Annotated in this window: 16 protein-coding genes; 4 read left to right on the top strand and 12 right to left on the bottom strand. The window is 43.1% G+C overall.

From position 1 onward, the window contains the following. Positions 1 to 427 precede the first annotated feature (427 nt). Positions 428 to 1,282, top strand: a complete 855-nt coding sequence (locus IM462_RS06905) for a universal stress protein (protein WP_287703692.1) — start codon at positions 428 to 430, stop codon at positions 1,280 to 1,282. A 76-nt stretch (positions 1,283 to 1,358) separates the two neighbouring features. Here the strand turns inward: IM462_RS06905 and IM462_RS06900 are convergent, their stop codons facing one another. Next, positions 1,359 to 1,883, bottom strand: a complete 525-nt coding sequence (locus IM462_RS06900) for a DUF2062 domain-containing protein (protein ID WP_149987772.1) — start codon at positions 1,881 to 1,883, stop codon at positions 1,359 to 1,361. A gap of 64 nt (positions 1,884 to 1,947) precedes the next feature. Between IM462_RS06900 and mnmE the strand changes: the two genes are divergently transcribed. Beyond that, positions 1,948 to 3,321 carry a tRNA uridine-5-carboxymethylaminomethyl(34) synthesis GTPase MnmE gene (gene mnmE / locus IM462_RS06895; RefSeq protein ID WP_287703690.1) on the top strand — a complete coding sequence of 458 codons (1,374 nt, stop codon included), beginning with the start codon at positions 1,948 to 1,950 and terminating at the stop codon, positions 3,319 to 3,321. A 62-nt stretch (positions 3,322 to 3,383) separates the two neighbouring features. On the opposite strand, the gene IM462_RS06890 is transcribed toward mnmE, so the two are convergent. The 4 genes from IM462_RS06890 to IM462_RS06875 form a co-directional block, all read right to left on the bottom strand. Beyond that, on the bottom strand, positions 3,384 to 3,701 hold the full coding sequence (locus IM462_RS06890) for a polyhydroxyalkanoate biosynthesis repressor PhaR (protein ID WP_287703688.1): 318 nt from the start codon (positions 3,699 to 3,701) through the stop codon (positions 3,384 to 3,386). A 112-nt stretch (positions 3,702 to 3,813) separates the two neighbouring features. Next, positions 3,814 to 4,110 (bottom strand): polyhydroxyalkanoate biosynthesis repressor PhaR, encoded by a 297-nt coding sequence (locus IM462_RS06885; protein WP_221275376.1) that lies wholly within the window; start codon positions 4,108 to 4,110, stop codon positions 3,814 to 3,816. Between the two features lie 112 nt (positions 4,111 to 4,222). Then, positions 4,223 to 4,531: a DUF4164 family protein gene (locus IM462_RS06880; RefSeq protein ID WP_287699711.1), complete on the bottom strand. Its 309-nt coding sequence runs from the start codon at positions 4,529 to 4,531 to the stop codon at positions 4,223 to 4,225. Between the two features lie 112 nt (positions 4,532 to 4,643). Beyond that, positions 4,644 to 4,919, bottom strand: a complete 276-nt coding sequence (locus IM462_RS06875; RefSeq protein ID WP_084990060.1) for a polyhydroxyalkanoate biosynthesis repressor PhaR — start codon at positions 4,917 to 4,919, stop codon at positions 4,644 to 4,646. A gap of 346 nt (positions 4,920 to 5,265) precedes the next feature. Here IM462_RS06875 and alr point away from each other — a divergent pair, with 346 nt between their 5' ends. Together alr and IM462_RS06865 are read left to right on the top strand one after the other, a co-directional pair. After that, positions 5,266 to 6,462, top strand: a complete 1,197-nt coding sequence (gene alr, locus IM462_RS06870) for an alanine racemase (protein ID WP_287699713.1) — start codon at positions 5,266 to 5,268, stop codon at positions 6,460 to 6,462. Between the two features lie 434 nt (positions 6,463 to 6,896). Continuing rightward, on the top strand, positions 6,897 to 8,201 hold the full coding sequence (locus tag IM462_RS06865; RefSeq protein ID WP_287699710.1) for a cytochrome P450: 1,305 nt from the start codon (positions 6,897 to 6,899) through the stop codon (positions 8,199 to 8,201). A 90-nt stretch (positions 8,202 to 8,291) separates the two neighbouring features. On the opposite strand, the gene IM462_RS06860 is transcribed toward IM462_RS06865, so the two are convergent. The 7 genes from IM462_RS06860 to IM462_RS06830 all read right to left on the bottom strand — a co-directional run bounded on the left by IM462_RS06860 (position 8,292) and on the right by IM462_RS06830 (position 15,479). After that, positions 8,292 to 10,283, bottom strand: coding sequence for an ABC1 kinase family protein (locus IM462_RS06860; RefSeq protein ID WP_287699709.1), 1,992 nt, complete (start codon positions 10,281 to 10,283; stop codon positions 8,292 to 8,294). 95 nt (positions 10,284 to 10,378) lie between these two features. Then, entirely contained in the window at positions 10,379 to 10,555 is a 177-nt protein-coding gene (locus IM462_RS06855; RefSeq protein WP_287699708.1) for a hypothetical protein, read from the bottom strand. A gap of 27 nt (positions 10,556 to 10,582) precedes the next feature. After that, positions 10,583 to 11,677, bottom strand: a complete 1,095-nt coding sequence (locus IM462_RS06850) for a glycosyltransferase family protein (RefSeq protein WP_287699707.1) — start codon at positions 11,675 to 11,677, stop codon at positions 10,583 to 10,585. A 74-nt stretch (positions 11,678 to 11,751) separates the two neighbouring features. Continuing rightward, positions 11,752 to 12,441: a retron system putative HNH endonuclease gene (locus IM462_RS06845; protein WP_002803390.1), complete on the bottom strand. Its 690-nt coding sequence runs from the start codon at positions 12,439 to 12,441 to the stop codon at positions 11,752 to 11,754. Further along, positions 12,438 to 13,862 carry an AAA family ATPase gene (locus tag IM462_RS06840; protein ID WP_287699706.1) on the bottom strand — a complete coding sequence of 475 codons (1,425 nt, stop codon included), beginning with the start codon at positions 13,860 to 13,862 and terminating at the stop codon, positions 12,438 to 12,440. Before IM462_RS06840 ends, IM462_RS06845 begins: the two co-directional genes overlap by 4 nt. 70 nt (positions 13,863 to 13,932) lie before the next feature. Next, the gene (bchI, locus tag IM462_RS06835) at positions 13,933 to 15,006 is read right to left on the bottom strand and encodes a magnesium chelatase ATPase subunit I (RefSeq protein ID WP_002760148.1); all 1,074 of its coding nucleotides are present in this window, start codon (positions 15,004 to 15,006) and stop codon (positions 13,933 to 13,935) included. Between the two features lie 83 nt (positions 15,007 to 15,089). Next, positions 15,090 to 15,479 (bottom strand): hypothetical protein, encoded by a 390-nt coding sequence (locus IM462_RS06830; RefSeq protein WP_287699705.1) that lies wholly within the window; start codon positions 15,477 to 15,479, stop codon positions 15,090 to 15,092. Between the last annotated feature and the right edge of the window lie 175 nt (positions 15,480 to 15,654).

Below are 15,654 nucleotides of genomic sequence, written 5' to 3'. Positions count from 1 at the left end.
ACCCTTACTGACAAAGAAAAAACTGAAATCAAGTCAGGATAAGGGTTGGAGTGCTTACTGCAAAAATTGTTAAGAAAGATCCCTATAAGGGATAGCTTGATAAGGGGGGTGTCTGACAACTTTTAACGCCTACCTACTTAATCATCAATTAAATGGTCGATTTAGCAGTGATTAAAAGAGAGTGCCAGCATTGCATCCAAAATATAATACAAATGAACGCTTGACACGATGATTTTGAGCCAAGCATTTCCAGTCAATTAAGCATAAATACTTAAAATACCCTCAAATGCGAGCTGCTACGCAGTGCCTTCGGCATCGCATTTACCGAAGAAAAAGCGCTTAATAAGTTGTTAAATTTCGGGAACAACATTAGCAGTATGCTGAAAATGAGCGAAAACTATTAAGATCATAGACCGAGTTTAATCTTATGCTAGAGAAAATACTATACGCTGATTCCGGCGCAGGTCAAACCCAAGAAATGCTACAAGCATTGATGGATCTCCCGGCTATCCAGAAAGCGTCGATTACCATTCTCCGGGTTGTTCCCCCTCAGATTACCACCGAAGCTCTGGCCAGTAAATGGGAAGAGGGAACCCAAATGCTGACTAAAATCCTGCAAGAAGTCAAAATTGAACCCAGCAAAGTTTCCACGATTCTGCGTCAAGGAGATCCCAAAGATACCGTCTGTCAAGTTGCCGACGAAATCGGTGCTGATTTGATCCTGATGGGTTCCCGAGGACTGAAGCGACTGGAGGCAATTCTAGAAAATTCCGTCAGTCAATACGTCTTTCAACTGACTAATCACCCGATGTTATTGGTAAAAGACGATATTTACGTCAAAAAAATCAAAAAGGTGATGGTAGCTCTCGATAAGTCTAGCTCGGCTGATTTAGCTCTCGATCTGGCTATTTATCTCCTGCGGGATTATCCTTCAGCGGAGTTAATTCTGACCCGCGTCAACCCCGACTTAAAACCAGAATTTGCCCCCACTTCCCCCAAAGAAATGGAAGAAAACCCGATTTTAGGGCCAGCAGTGGCAAAAGTGAAGCGGATGAATATACCCTATCGCTGCGTGGTGACGGGGGGTAAACCGGGGGAACAACTCTGCAAACTCGTCGATGATTATAATGTGGATCTCTTACTGTTGGGTTCGCCCGATCGCCGTCCTTCCGTGGCTAAGAGTTTACCAGATCTCGATCGCCTTCTCGGTACTTCCCTCTCGGATTATGTGCGGGTTAATGTCAATTGTCCCGTCCTTTTAGCTAGAAAAGAAGGGATTTAGCCCGATTTAGCCCACATCGTCTGGGGATGGTGTGGGTAAAAAATGATTGGCTCAAAAATTAAGCAAATAATCCGCTTTATCGGCGTTTTCTACCAGTTTGTCGGCGATGATGCCATTGACTGAGGAGACGATAACTAACAAAATAAGTCATAATGCCCGCCAACAGACCTGTAATCAAACTACCGAAAAATAGCTTTAATAAAAATTCGCCGCTCAAACTCGCCCAATTTTCCGCCCAACTTTGGTTAGAGGCAAAAATACGACTATCGATCGCTTGATTTCCTTGACCTAAAAACAATTCTCCCAATTTATAGTTAAACAAAAACAGGGGAATATAGGTAAAAGGATTACTCACCCAAGTGGCTGCCGCTGCTGCGATTTTATTGCCCCGCACACAGAAAGCTAAAAAAATCGCAATAATGATCTGTAATCCCATCCAGGGAAAGGCCCCAGAAAACACCCCCACCGCTAACCCGCGAGCGATTTCGATCGGATGTCCCTGCAATCGCACCAAGCGAACCCACCAGTAGCGACAGGAGCGCGTCAGACGATTAATTAAGCCATTCCCTTTATTTTTCGCTTTTAATGACCGTGAGCGCATATTTTCGGGATAAATGCTGACAAAATTGATACCAACTTCAATTTTAGCAAGGAGTGATTAAGAGATGTTAAATACAGGGGATACGATCGCCGCCATCGCTACGGCGATCGTTCCGGAACAGGGTAGTATCGGTATTGTCCGTTTATCTGGTAGTCAGGCAGTGGCGATCGCTCGTCGGCTTTTTCATAGCCCCAACCGTCAACCCTGGGAAAGTCATCGTCTTCTCTACGGTTATATCCGGCATCCCCACAGTCAAGCAATTATCGATGAAGCTTTGCTGTTGCTCATGTTAGCGCCCCGCTCTTTCACCCGCGAGGATGTGGTGGAATTTCACTGTCATGGCGGCATTATGCCCGTACAACAGGTGTTACAGTTATGTCTAGAAAATGGGGCGCGTTTGGCACAAGCGGGGGAATTTAGCCTGCGTGCCTTTCTTAACGGCAGAATTGACCTAACTCAAGCCGAAAGCGTCGTCGATCTCGTTGGGGCGCGTTCTCCCCAAGCGGCACAATTTGCCCTCGCTGGGTTGCAGGGGAAACTCGCGCAACCGATCCGGCATTTGCGTGCCACCTGTCTCGATATTTTGGCTGAAATTGAGGCCCGTATTGACTTTGAAGAGGATTTACCGCCCTTGGATCACGAGGCGGTTCTCGATAGCATAGAACAGGTTTTTTGTCAAGTAAATTTAATTTTAGCTACCGCCGAGCGCGGGGAATTGCTGCGTAGTGGTCTGAAAGTGGCGATCGTGGGACGGCCGAATGTGGGTAAATCCAGTTTGTTAAATGCTTGGAGTCGGAGCGATCGAGCGATTGTCACCGATTTACCCGGCACTACCCGCGATATCGTCGAATCTCAGCTAGTTGTGGCGGGAATTCCCGTACAAGTCCTCGATACGGCTGGAATTCGCTCGGCCAGCGATCGAGTTGAACAAATTGGGGTGGAACGTTCCCGTCAAACGGCCCGGTCTGCTGATTTAGTTCTCTTAACCGTCTCCGCAGAGTCAGGATGGACCCAGGAGGACGAGGAAATTTATCGCTCTGTCAGCGATCGCCGATTAATTTTAGTGATTAATAAAATTGATTTAGCTCATCCCGAAACGGTAATTTATCCAGCAGAAATTGAGCGCGTTGTCAAGCTATCCGCCGCCCAAAATCAGGGGATTGAAGACTTAGAAAAAACTATTATTAATGCTGTCCAAAATCAAGAAATACAGGCGGCAAATTTGGATTTAGCCATTAATCAACGACAAGCGGCCGCTTTAACTAGGGCGAAAATTGCTTTGGAACAGGTCAAAAAAACAATTGACCAAAATTTACCTTTTGATTTTTGGTCGATCGATCTGCGTACTGCCATTCAAGCTTTAGGAGAAATTACCGGTGAAGAAGTGACTGAATCGGTACTTGATCGCATTTTTAGCCGTTTTTGTATTGGTAAATAAGCAATTAGGAAATCTGGTCAACTGTGTTGGGTTAACTGTAGTCTTGTTGAGGATTGTATAACTCAGATATTATTGGAAAAAAAGACTTTCCAAGCGGCCGTAATAATGGCACTCCCCAAAAGGATGATCAATGTCCAGACCTGATTTTTTTGGGTTCCTTCCACTGATTTTAGCCGATTGTCGATGCCTTCGATTTTCCCGTCTAAAACTTTAATATCCCCTTTGATATCAGCTTGTCCTATCTCAAGTTTTGTTAAGCGATTATCTAATCGATCAAACCGTTCATCAATCTTATCGAATTTCTGGCTAACTTCCTTGATACTGTCTTTAATTTCTTTAAGGATGACATCAAGGGAATAAGTAACAGTTTCGTTAGACATTGGGTCAACTCCTATACTGCATCTGGTTGGATATAATTTTATCTTAGTCTAGGCTTTAAGAAAATTTTCTTTCAGGAGCGATTAACTGTAGTCTTGTTGAGAATTAGAGAACTCAGATATTACTGGAAAAAAATACTTTCCAAGCGGCCGTAATAATGGCACTCCCCAAAAGAATGATCAATGTCCAGACCTGATTTTTTTGGGTTCCCTCTACCGATATTAGCCGATTGTCGATGCCTTCGATTTTCTCGTCTAAAACTTTAATATCACCTTTGAGATCAGTTACTCCTATTTCTACTTTGGTCAAGCGCTCATCAATCTTATCAAATTTTTGACTAACTTCCTTGATACTGTCTTTAATTTCTTTAAGGACAGCTTCTAGGGAATAAGTAACAGTTTCGTTAGACATTGGCTAAACTCCTATACTGCATCTGGTTGGATATAATTTTATCTTAGTCTAGGCTTTAAGAAAATTTTCTTTCAGGAGCGATTAACTGTAGTCTTGTTGAGAATTAGAGAACTCAGATATTACTGGAAAAAAATACTTTCCATCCGGCCGTAATAATGGCACTTCCCAAAAGGATGATTAATGTCCAGACCTGATTTTTTTGGGTTCCCTCTACCGATATTAGCCGATTGTCGATGCCTTCGATTTTCTCGTCTAACACTTTAATATCCCCTTTGAGATCAGTTACTCCTATTTCTAGTTTGGTTAACCGATCTTCTACCTTGTCAAATCTTTCGTTAACCCGCTTCTCAAGCGAGTCGATCTTTCCCTCAATCCTTGTGAGGACAGCTTCTAGGGAATAAGTAACAGTTTCGTTAGACATTGGCTAAACTCCTATACTGCATCTGGTTGGATATAATTTTATCTTAGTCTATGCTTTAAGAAAATTTTCTTTCAGGAGCGGTTAACTGTAGTCTTGTTGAGAATTAGAGAACTCAGATATTACTGGAAAAAAATACTTTCCAAGCAGCCGTAATAATGGCGCTTCCCAAAAGGATAATCAATGTCCAGACCTGATTTTTTTGGGTTCCCTCTACCGATATTAGCCGATTGTCGATGCCTTCGATTTTCTCGTCTAACACTTTAATATCTCCTTTGAGATCGGTTAATCCTATTTCTACTTTTGTCAAGCGCTCATCAATCTTATCGATCTTCCCCTCAATTCTTGTGAGGACAGCTTCTAGGGAATAAGTAACAGTTTCGTTAGACATTGGCTAAACTCCTGTACTGCATCTGGTTGGATATAATAATTTTATCTTAGTCTAGGCTTTTTGGCATTCCTTACCCTATAGTTAACTTCACTTCTGTCCAACCACTGAGATAGTGTTAGGTGAAAACTTCGCTACTTTCTTGTCACTGATTACCCGTTACTGTTCATTCTCTACGGAAAAACCCTAACTGCCAATTTTTTCGGGAACTTCCTAACATCCCATTCATCTTAAAGCCTAGATTCCGCCTGGAAAAAGGAGGAAATCCAGAGGAGTTTCCGGCTTTTTTCCTAGCCCTCTCGGTTTTCTTTTGGTATAAATTGGGTAATGTGTGCAAAGGAGTGAGCGAGTGGTGTTTAGCATCGAACCAAAAATTATCAATCCGCCCAAAAACCGTCATGATTATCAATTGTCGGAAGTAATTCGCTATCGTGCTTGGGTAGAGATCGATCGCTCTGCCTTACAACAAAACGTGCGAAAAGTCAAGGCCTTATTAGCCCCAAAAACGGAATTAATGGCGGTAATTAAAGCCGATGCTTACGGACATGGGGCAGTTAAGGTGGCTAACAGCGTTTTAGAAGCCGGAGCGCAGTCTTTAGCCATCGCGACTATCGGGGAAGGTATCGAACTACGGGAAGCGGGAATCGTTGCCCCAATTATGATTTTAGGGGCAGTCAATACCCTGGAAGAAGTGGCAGCCTTAGCCCATTGGCAATTGCAACCCACCCTGGTGCAAATCGAACAGGTACAAATTTTTGCCACCGTGATGAGACGCTTAGAACAGCGGCTGCCGGTTCATATCAAACTAGATACGGGGATGTCTCGCTTAGGTACACAATGGCAAAACGGCACAAAATTCGTCGAACAGGTTTTAGAGGCTCCTAACCTGAAAATTGCCAGTATATACTCGCATTTTGCCACGGCTGACGATCCCAATCCCGAGATCATGCAGTTACAACGGCAAAGATTCCAACAAGCGATCGCCGAGTTAAGATCAAAAGGTTATCATCCCCCCTGTCTGCATTTAGCCAACTCTGCCGCTACCCTAAGCGATCGATCTCTGCACTACGATCGAGTTAGAGTCGGATTAGCTCTCTACGGTCTTTATCCCGCCGATCATCTCACCGATAAAGTCCCTTTGCAACCGGTGCTGCAAGTAAAAGCGCGCATTGCCCAAGTCAAAACCATTGCCGCCGGCTCGGGAGTGAGTTATGGTCATCAGTACATAGCGGCAAAAGATACTCGTATTGCTGTGGTCGGTATCGGTTACGCCGATGGAATTCCCCGCAATCTCTCCAATCGTTTAAAAGTATCCCTGAGAGGACGTTTAGTACCCCAAATCGGCGCGATAACCATGGATCAGTTAATGATTGACGTGAGCGAGATTCCAGAGGTAAAAACAGGGGAAATCGTCACACTTATCGGTAAAGACGGACCACAGTGCATTACCGCCGACGATTGGGCGCGGGATTTAGGTACAATATCCTGGGAAATTCTCTGCGGGTTTAAGCATCGTTTGCCGCGAATTATTATTAGCAACGGCTAATTAGGGTTTGCGGCAAAAAGTTTTTCGGTGGGGGCAGGGTGTGGGGTGTAGGGTGTAGGGTGTAGGGTTTTAGCGATTTTGAGGGGGTCAATTACCTAATTTTCAGGGAAAAAGTACCTAAATTTTCCCCCTGATCACTCCCATATATGCTACTTTTTGGTTTCTAAAAAGTCTAAAAGTTTTACCCAACAAGGTTTTCAGATTTATTGATCAAGCCCTAATTATGGCGGTGATCTTAAAAAATGTCAATTGGCGGCAATTCTTATTGTTAACTGACTGGTGAGATCTGTAATTAATTTTGCCTAGATACTTGCCTTGGTCAAGTGCGATCGCTGATTGCTGGGCTAGATGAGGGGATGAATTCTCCGGTGCTTTAGGTTAAAATAAACAGGGTTAATCGACGGCAAATGATTAGTTTTACCCTAGAGGCAGCGATGACTACAAGCAAAGATTTACCCCTACCCCCCGGCAGTTTCGGATTACCCCTATTAGGAGAAACAATCGCTTTTTTGACCGATGGGGATTTTGCCAGTAAACGTCATAATAAATATGGTCAACTTTTCCGTACTCATATTTTTGGCAGTCCCACGATTATTTTATCCGGTGCCGAAGCTAACCGGTTTCTCCTCAGCAACGAGAATAAATACTTTGCAGCAACTTGGCCTAAAAGTACCAAAACTCTCCTCGGCAGCGCATCTTTAGCGGTGCATACAGGAGATGTCCACGCTTCCCGTCGTCGCTTAATCTATCAAGCTTTTCAACCCCGGTCCCTAGCAAGTTATATCCCTACGGTAGAAACAATTACCGCTCGCTATTTAGAGCGTTGGCAAACCGCAAAAACCCTGTCATGGTATCCTGAATTAAGAAACTATACCCTCGATATCGCCTGTAAATTATTTGTCGGTCTTGATCATGGTTCTGCTACCAAATTAGGAGAAGCTTTTGATACTTGGTGTGCGGGACTATTTACCCTTCCCATTCCCCTTCCCTGGACAGCTTTCGGCAAAGCATTACGCTGTCGAGAAGAATTACTGGAAGCCATAGAAACTATCATTTTAGAAAGAAAAAAAAATGATGACTTAGGCCAGGATGCTCTGGCTATCCTTTTACAAGCTAAAGACGAAAACGGTCAAAGTTTATCCCTAGCGGAATTAAAGGATCAAGTGCTATTATTACTCTTTGCTGGTCATGAAACTTTAACCTCTGCTATCGCCACTTTCTGCCTACAAATGGCACTGCATCCCGATATTTTTCAGCTTGTCTTGGAGGAAATAACTAATTTTGATCTATCCACTCCTTTAAGCGTCGATACCCTTAAACAGATGACCTATTTAGATCGCGTTTTAAAAGAAGTTTTACGTTTTACTCCCCCCGTGGGAGGAGGATTCCGTCGGGTAATAGAAGACTGTCAATTTAACGGTTATCATTTGCCGAAAGGATGGACAGTGCAGTATCAAATCACCAATACCCATAAAGATAATAATATTTATTCTCGTCCTGAAACCTTCGATCCCGATCGCTTTTTAGCCGAGGAAAAACCCTACGGATATATCCCCTTTGGTGCGGGATTGCGCGAATGTATCGGCAAGGAATTCGCTCGTTTAGAGATGAAAATTTTAGCCGTCCGTTTAGTACAAAAATACGATTGGCAATTACTCCCCAATCAAGATCTCACCCTCACCTCTATCCCCACTCCTCACCCCCGGGACGGTTTACAAGTTACCTTTAAACCCCGTTAACCGGCTAGGATAAAAAAACTTTTAAAAAAGTTTAGCGTTCTTCTCGTAGCCGTGAAATTTATTTCACGGCATTTATTGACCGAACAGAGGTTAATCAGCAGCGGGTAAAGCTTTCGGTAATTCTCCATTTTGCTGATGATTTGGTGTATCGAATTCGAGAACTAGGTAACGAATCAAACGCGCTAGGGATTTTTGTAGCAAACCTTCAGCAATTTTTTGTCCCATCTGTTGGGTTTCCGGTTTAGCGATTAGTTTAGTCATCACTGGGACCATAGCCATGGCATCGAATCCTTTTGTTTCCTGTAAAATACTAAAGATGTTGCGAAGATGCTCAAAACTCTTGGCATCACCTAACAATTCTGGGGGAGTTTCTTGTACCGCTAAACCCACCTGTTGCCGGAAATTAACTGTGAGATTAAACCAAGTGCGACGGCCGAAGTTATCGAGCGCATTGACTAACTCATTAACTAATTTTTCGCGGATAAATATACCCCTGTCTGAAAGGAGAAAATCTAACGCTTGATCGGTCACTTTCTCGAAGTTAAAATCATTAGAATCTTTAGCATTTCGCAGGAGATTTTCTAAACGATTCCAGCGAAAAGTACCGTCTTTAAACAATAAATCTCGCAGGGAATCTCGCAACTCCGTGGAAGGATCGGTGAGCAGACGTTTAGCAATATAAGGATAGGCTTTACTCAGTACCTTAAAATTAGGATCGATGCCAATTGCTATTCCCTCTAAAGTCACCATCGAGCGAATAATCAGGGCATAATAGGCAGGAACTCGAAAGGGAAACTCATACATCATTGCCGACATTTTATCGGTGATACTTTTAAAGTTTAATTCTGCCACACTCGCCCCTAAAGCATTACCGAAAACTTCCGAAAAAGCGGGAACAATTGGCTCTAAATTGGTAGTTGGTGACAGGAAGTCTAACTTAACGTAATCCTTGGCCAAAGACTCAAAATCCCGGTTGACTAAATGCACCACCGCTTCGATTAAACCGTAGCGTTGATAGGGTTCAATATTGCTCATCATGCCGAAATCAAGATAAGCTAATTTACCGTCGGGAGTCGCTAATAAATTACCCGGATGGGGATCTGCATGGAAAAATCCGTGTTCAAGTAATTGACGCAAAGAACACTGCACCCCCACATTAACTAAGTGGGTGGCATCAATACCCTGAGCTTGAATTTCTTTGATATTAGTTAATTTTGTGCCGTCCACCCACTCCATGGTTAAAACCCGTCGCCCAGTATATTTCCAGTAGATTTTGGGGATGTAAATTTCGGCAATGTGACCATAAAGTTGAGCGAATTTTTCGGCGTTTTGTCCCTCGTGAAGATAATTAATTTCTTCAAAAATACGAGCGGCTAATTCGTCGGTAATTGCCACTAAATCGGAGCGAAGTCTTTTAATATTACCTTTCACCCAAGTCGCCAAACTACGCATGATATACACATCTAAAGTTATACAGCGAATCAAATCGGGACGCTGTACTTTAACGGCGACTTTCTCTCCGGTTTTTAATTTACCTTTGTAAACTTGTCCTAGGGAAGCGGCCGCTATGGGATTGGGGGATAATTCTGCGTAAATTTCCTCGGGAGAATAACCTAATTCTTCCTCGATAAAACGATAGGCAATTTCGTTAGGAAAAGAGGGTATTTGATCCTGTAGAGTGGTTAATTCTTCTAAATATAAAGGTGGTACTAAATCAGGCCGGGTAGAGAGAGCTTGACCGATTTTAATATAGGTCGGTCCCAATTTGGTCAACATTTCCCGCAATTGTACGGCCCGTCTAATTTCATTTTTTGGCGATTTTCCCCGCAGTTTATCCCACCAGATACCGATGACAAAAGATAAAACCGGCAGGGCAATTTCGATTAATCTCCCCACAACGTCTAGAGGTCGCCCACGGTAATAGTCGTTAATAACTTGGGGATTGTAGCGCCAACTCTCGGCTACGTTGTCATCCATGGGGCCGATATCTTCCCGATGCTCTTCGGGAATATGGACCGGCTGCACTTCAACGGTAATCGCTTCTGGGTTTTGCGTCTCTGGGGAGATCATCTGTTCGGACATAGTTCGGTGACGGGGCAGGGTGATTTGTAAACTATTGTAACAAGTATCGGCTTGCTGCCCGATCTTGTTTCTGTCTCCCTAGTTCTAGGTTCAGGTTAGCCATCAACTTTCCCAGGATGTTTATCGGTGTTTTCGACGATTTCGAGGCTGATACTGCCCTGATTATCCTGAATGTAGGTGTCAAAAAATAGGGCGGTAATTTGGCTGATTTCTAGGACTTTGTTAAATAAACTAGGGACGGCTGACCGATAACTAAATTCACCGCTAATCATCCGAGGTTAAATTGGCTAAGTTAATCATTATTGTTGCCTCTCAAAGTATTCTACGATAGCTCTCGCTATCGATTCTGCACCATCTTTAGCCAGTTTAACCTTTAATCTGGGCGGTTGGGGAGCTTGCCGTAAAAAGTCCCAATTACCTTGAAAAAATTCTTCACTGCTAATAATTTGATGATAACTATAATCTTGGATCCCAGCCAATAAAATCGCTGATTCGGCGAAACCTTCTCGCATCAGGGAAACAATCGGAACCTCTAATTTTAAAGCCTCGGCAAAGGTACTATATCCTGGTTTGGAAATAATTCGATCGCACAGGGGCATAAAATCCACAGGACGATAGCTCCGATCTGGTTTATCCTGTAGGCGGATTAAATTGGGCAATTCGGGCGCGTTTTTTTCAAAAGTGATAAATTGCCAATCGGGAAAACTGGCGAGATTATCATAAGGAATTGCTTCTAATCCTAACCCACCAAAACTCAATAAAATAGTTTTTTCTTTAGGTGAATTTAGCTTAAATTCCTGTCGCAATTGTTCTTCACTGTAGCGGGGTGTCCCCCCGGTTAAATTTGCTTCTGTAATGTGAGGAAATGCTGTCATTGCTTCTGCTAAAGGCAGTTTAAACAAGCGATCACATTGATTATAACAACCACTAATCCAATCACTAATACTGGCAAATTCTTCACCCCAATCACGATAGATAAAATCCCAGCCAAAGTTACCGATCATCCAACAAGGAAGCCCAGCGCTTTTGGCAATTAGTGCCGCTAAGGGCGGTAAATCGGCCACAACTAAACCCACACGATTAGTTTTAATAAAATTAACTTCACTGGCAATAATTGACCTTGATTGAGCAATTATTTGTTCTAATTTTTCTTTAGTAGCTAATTTATCCATCGTTAAACTATCCGATTGGATTACCCCCACATCAAACCCCCGATGTCTTTGAATATATTCTCCGGATATATAGGAATCTAATAACCAGCGCGGGGCCGTGGTGACTAATATCGGCAAAATTTCGGGATTAAGTTCAATAATATTAGCTACCACCGAAGCACTGCGGACAGCATGGCCAAAACCATGATTAGTAACGGCAAAATAAACAACAGGACGAGACATAAATATCAAGTAGGGTGAGAATAATAAGCGAGAAATTTTGTTTTTCAGACTGTAGATAATAATTACCCCTGATTTTAGGGAGGCAAATGAGGCAGTATATAAATACTAGCAAAAGCATAATATTCCGCTCCCGATTGACAAGCTTCTTGCAGTAAAGATAAAGCCTCCGAGTCTCCTTGTTTTGCGAAACGTAATAATGCTAACAACCTTTTAATATATTGACTACGATAGTTAATTAATTCTTTTCGTCCACGCATACCATTGAGATCGAACAAATCTTCAACAATTTGACCACGCCGATCCCGACCATAAACACTGGCCAATTTTGCCATTTCATCCCAAACAAATTCAAGATGTGTATTCGGATCGGTTACTCCATCCGTGGGGTCTATTAACAGAGGATTTCCTGTGATATCATCGAGAGGAAAATTTGTGCCTTTGTGATTGGCATCATTACATTTATCACAAGAAAGCAGTAAATTCTCCCAAGTAAAAGTCAGATCAGGATACTGGCTTTTTGGATAAAAATGTTCGATCGCTCCGTAAGTTACCACTGTAATCTTACTTTCACAGTAAGCGCATTTCCCATTAAACATTTTAACTAATGCGTCTTTAACTTGCGGATGACTGTATTTATTTTGTGCTTGGTTAATTTGAGCTTTAGTTGCCTTGTTGTTTGATTTTATTGATTCTAAAGCCTCTAGCCAACGAGCGGCATTTTTAGCTAATACGGGTGGCTCTGATATTCTGGTGACAGGAATCAAGACAAACGCTCCTCTAGTAAGGCATCAATTCGGGATTCTAAACTATTAGGTTGACTAATTTCGCCAAAGGGTTTAACGTCTTGAACAAATAATGACAGTTGTTCATATTCTTGCTTTTCTTCTGCTGCCAGATTTTTATTTTTACGATTTAGTTGGTGGTAACGCTTAATTTTATTTTCTGTCTCAGTGGGAAAGGTTGATTTCAAACCAAAAGCAGCACTTGTTAAAGTACGATCAACATTAGCCGCTAATTCTAAATAAGGAATTTCTACAATCTCTGATTCACCCGCTACCAGATCGATTCGTAGGGTTAAAGACTTTTCCCCCGCACCGGCAGCGATTAAAGGACTATGAGTAGCGACAAAGAATTGAAGGTTGGGAAAAACTTCCTGTAACCATCCAGCAATTTCCCTTTGCCAAGAAGGATGTAAATGAATATCTAACTCATCGATTAAGACGACTCCAGAAGCCTTTGTGGGGTCATCTAGATTGGGGAAGGATTGTAATAATCGCCAAATTAAATCCCCAGCTAAAGCAATCATACTCCGAAAACCATCGGATAAACTAATGGTTGGAACTTTTTGACCGTTAACTAGAAACTGAATCAAGGCATCGGCAGTTACTTCAGCAATTTCTACATTACCGGGTAACAGTTTAGTAATTGCTTCTTCGCCGATTTTTTTCATTTGTTTGGATTTACTATCTTCAGGATTTTTGGCTATTCGATAATCTAAATACACCATCCATCTCTCAAAAGAACTTAAAGATGTATCCTCATTAAATTGGCTGAAAAAGTTGCTAGAGCGTTGCGGGGGTTCAAGACTAGGAACATTCCGTTGATTCTCTCGTGTCAAACGACGGAAAGCTCCATAACCGACGGCAAACCAACCACGACTATCGGAGGCAAAAGCATTGGCTCGCAACCAACCCAAAATTTTGCTATTTTCTTCGATTAATGCTGGTTCTGTATAGGTTTGTTTGTCCTTACTGCCTCCTAATTCTAACCTTTCCTTGCCTGTAACAAAATAGGAATAAGCAAAAGTTTTTCGAGTTTTATCCGTACCATATTTTCCCGCATCCCCATCTTCTTGATGAAGCACTGCGGTTAATTTACCCGGTGTCTTGGGATTACATATCCAACCGGTCGGACGGGGTAATAATTCTTTGGCTGCTTCTGGTCCTGCGAGCAGTAAAGCTAAAGCCTGTAAAATCGTGCTTTTTCCTACTCCATTTTCTCCTAATAAAGTGATCCAATGATAAGGTTCAGCACGCGAACGACGTTGATTCTTGGGATTACTAATAAATTTAATCTCTTGATTCTGGAAGCATTTAATGTTTTCGAGTGTTATACTTTCAACCCACATGGACATTCCCCCAGAGAATAACAGCGATCGATAAAATTCTAGCTTATTTGGCCACATCTAGCCCTTTTTGCCCTTCATCTCTAAATCCAGTCAAAAACCCTCTCTTCGGAGAGAGGGTGAATTAGATTTAGGAATTTTCCTCTAATCCAAAGACGCGATTAAAAGCTTTCAAGACTTTATAACCAGAATCGATCGATTCTAGGGGATCTTTCCGCAAACGGTGACGTAAACAGAGAACAATTACCCGACGGATATCATCTACCGTCACAGTTGTCCGTCCTTCCAAAGCGGCCAGAGCTTTAGCGGCACGATTGGTAACGATATCGCCGCGCAATCCATCCACGTCCAACTCGGAACAAACCTCGGAAATTTTCACCCGCAGATCATAATCAAGCTCCACGGAAGGCAAAAGATTCTGGGCCTCCACGAGCTTTCTTTGCAGTTCTTCCTGTTCTAAGTTATATTTCTCTAAAAACGAGAGGGGATTGCCATCAAATTCCGCACGCTGTTCCACGATTTTGACCCGTAGAGGTGGTTCTTTGACGGTGTGAATCTCGGCGTGCATTCCGAAGCGATCGAGCAGTTGTGGGCGCAATTCTCCCTCTTCTGGGTTGCCTGATCCCACCAAAACAAACCGGGCCGGGTGACGGATGGAAATTCCTTCCCGTTCCACCGTATTCCAACCACTAGCGGCCGAATCCAATAGCACATCGACGAGGTGATCGTCAAGTAAATTGACTTCATCCACATAGAGAATGCCGCGGTTAGCTTTGGCCAGCAAACCCGGTTCAAAAGCTTTTACCCCTTCTGACAGGGCCTTTTCGATGTCAATCGTGCCACAGACCCGATCCTCCGTCGCACCGAGGGGCAAATCTACCATAGTGACTTTTTTCTTGGCAATGGTCAAGGGGATGGCCTCGTCCACCTTTTGCCGCACCTCATCGCTCATTAAATCGGGATCATTGGGGTCAGAATTAAAGGGATCGTTAGCAACTACGTCAATTTCTGGTAAAAGGTCGGCTAAAGCCCTAATTGTGGTCGATTTTCCCGTACCTCGATCCCCCATAATCATCACCCCGCCAATTTTGGGGTCGATGACGTTGAGCATTAGGGATAATTTCATTTCTTCCTGGCCGACAATAGCGGTGAAGGGAAAAACCACGCGGCGAGTTTTCGGAGGAGCTTGGGGAGTCACGGTCATAAGTTGATTCAAAAGTCAAGAGTTTTTGAGTAAAGAATTATATCTAGTGGGGGTTCTAGCCGTCAGCTTTCAGCAAAGCTTTATCATTGTAAGTCTTTTTTCCTGCTTTTTAAGATCCAGCGCCAGAGGGGATGACCCGGCCCTTTGGCCTGAATTTTCTGCACCCGTTGCTCTAAGCGCAGTTTTTCTCTGGGGGAAAGTCCTAAAATAATGTTGCGACTTTGCCAGACTAACACTGCTCCTGTAATGGCAAGACAAAAGGCTAGACCGATAGAAGCCCAGTAATTGAAAGCTAAAGCGTATCTTAGGGCTGTCCAAGTAAAATACTGCCGCATTAAGGCTATATCATCCCTCAAAACCCATAAACTCGCCGAACCAATCCCTAACCAACAACCCAACACGAACAACCAACGACCCCATACCGTCAGTCGATGTAATCTTTGGACCTGTTGCTGTAGTTCGGAATCGGCCATTTTAGTTATCAGTGAGCAGTAATCAGTGGAGGTGTGGGGTGTGGGGTGTGGGGTGTAGGGTGTAGGGTGTGGGGTGTAGGGTGTGGGGTGATGGGGTGATGGGGAGAATCAATAAAGGTAGTCTATTGACAACTGCTCACTGATTACCACTGTCCACTGAAAACTCAAATCTGAT

The organism is Microcystis sp. M144S2, from assembly GCF_020246065.1.
Classification (GTDB): Bacteria; Cyanobacteriota; Cyanobacteriia; order Cyanobacteriales; family Microcystaceae; genus Microcystis; species Microcystis ichthyoblabe_A.
Note: the sequence above shows the minus strand (reverse complement) of the source record. Positions and strands in the feature narration are given on the sequence as shown.

Bases quoted from the DNA above. Each gene is read 5' to 3' on its own strand.
- IM462_RS06905 (WP_287703692.1), top strand. From the start codon at position 428: ATGCTAGAGAAAATACTATACGCTGATTCCGGCGCAGGTCAAACCCAA.
- IM462_RS06900 (WP_149987772.1), bottom strand. From the start codon at position 1,883: ATGCGCTCACGGTCATTAAAAGCGAAAAATAAAGGGAATGGCTTAATT.
- mnmE (WP_287703690.1), top strand. From the start codon at position 1,948: ATGTTAAATACAGGGGATACGATCGCCGCCATCGCTACGGCGATCGTT.
- IM462_RS06890 (WP_287703688.1), bottom strand. From the start codon at position 3,701: ATGTCTAACGAAACTGTTACTTATTCCCTTGATGTCATCCTTAAAGAA.
- IM462_RS06885 (WP_221275376.1), bottom strand. From the start codon at position 4,110: ATGTCTAACGAAACTGTTACTTATTCCCTAGAAGCTGTCCTTAAAGAA.
- IM462_RS06880 (WP_287699711.1), bottom strand. From the start codon at position 4,531: ATGTCTAACGAAACTGTTACTTATTCCCTAGAAGCTGTCCTCACAAGG.
- IM462_RS06875 (WP_084990060.1), bottom strand. From the start codon at position 4,919: ATGTCTAACGAAACTGTTACTTATTCCCTAGAAGCTGTCCTCACAAGA.
- IM462_RS06865 (WP_287699710.1), top strand. From the start codon at position 6,897: ATGACTACAAGCAAAGATTTACCCCTACCCCCCGGCAGTTTCGGATTA.
- IM462_RS06860 (WP_287699709.1), bottom strand. From the start codon at position 10,283: ATGTCCGAACAGATGATCTCCCCAGAGACGCAAAACCCAGAAGCGATT.
- IM462_RS06855 (WP_287699708.1), bottom strand. From the start codon at position 10,555: ATGATTAGCGGTGAATTTAGTTATCGGTCAGCCGTCCCTAGTTTATTT.
- IM462_RS06850 (WP_287699707.1), bottom strand. From the start codon at position 11,677: ATGTCTCGTCCTGTTGTTTATTTTGCCGTTACTAATCATGGTTTTGGC.
- IM462_RS06840 (WP_287699706.1), bottom strand. From the start codon at position 13,862: ATGTGGCCAAATAAGCTAGAATTTTATCGATCGCTGTTATTCTCTGGG.
- bchI (WP_002760148.1), bottom strand. From the start codon at position 15,006: ATGACCGTGACTCCCCAAGCTCCTCCGAAAACTCGCCGCGTGGTTTTT.
- IM462_RS06830 (WP_287699705.1), bottom strand. From the start codon at position 15,479: ATGGCCGATTCCGAACTACAGCAACAGGTCCAAAGATTACATCGACTG.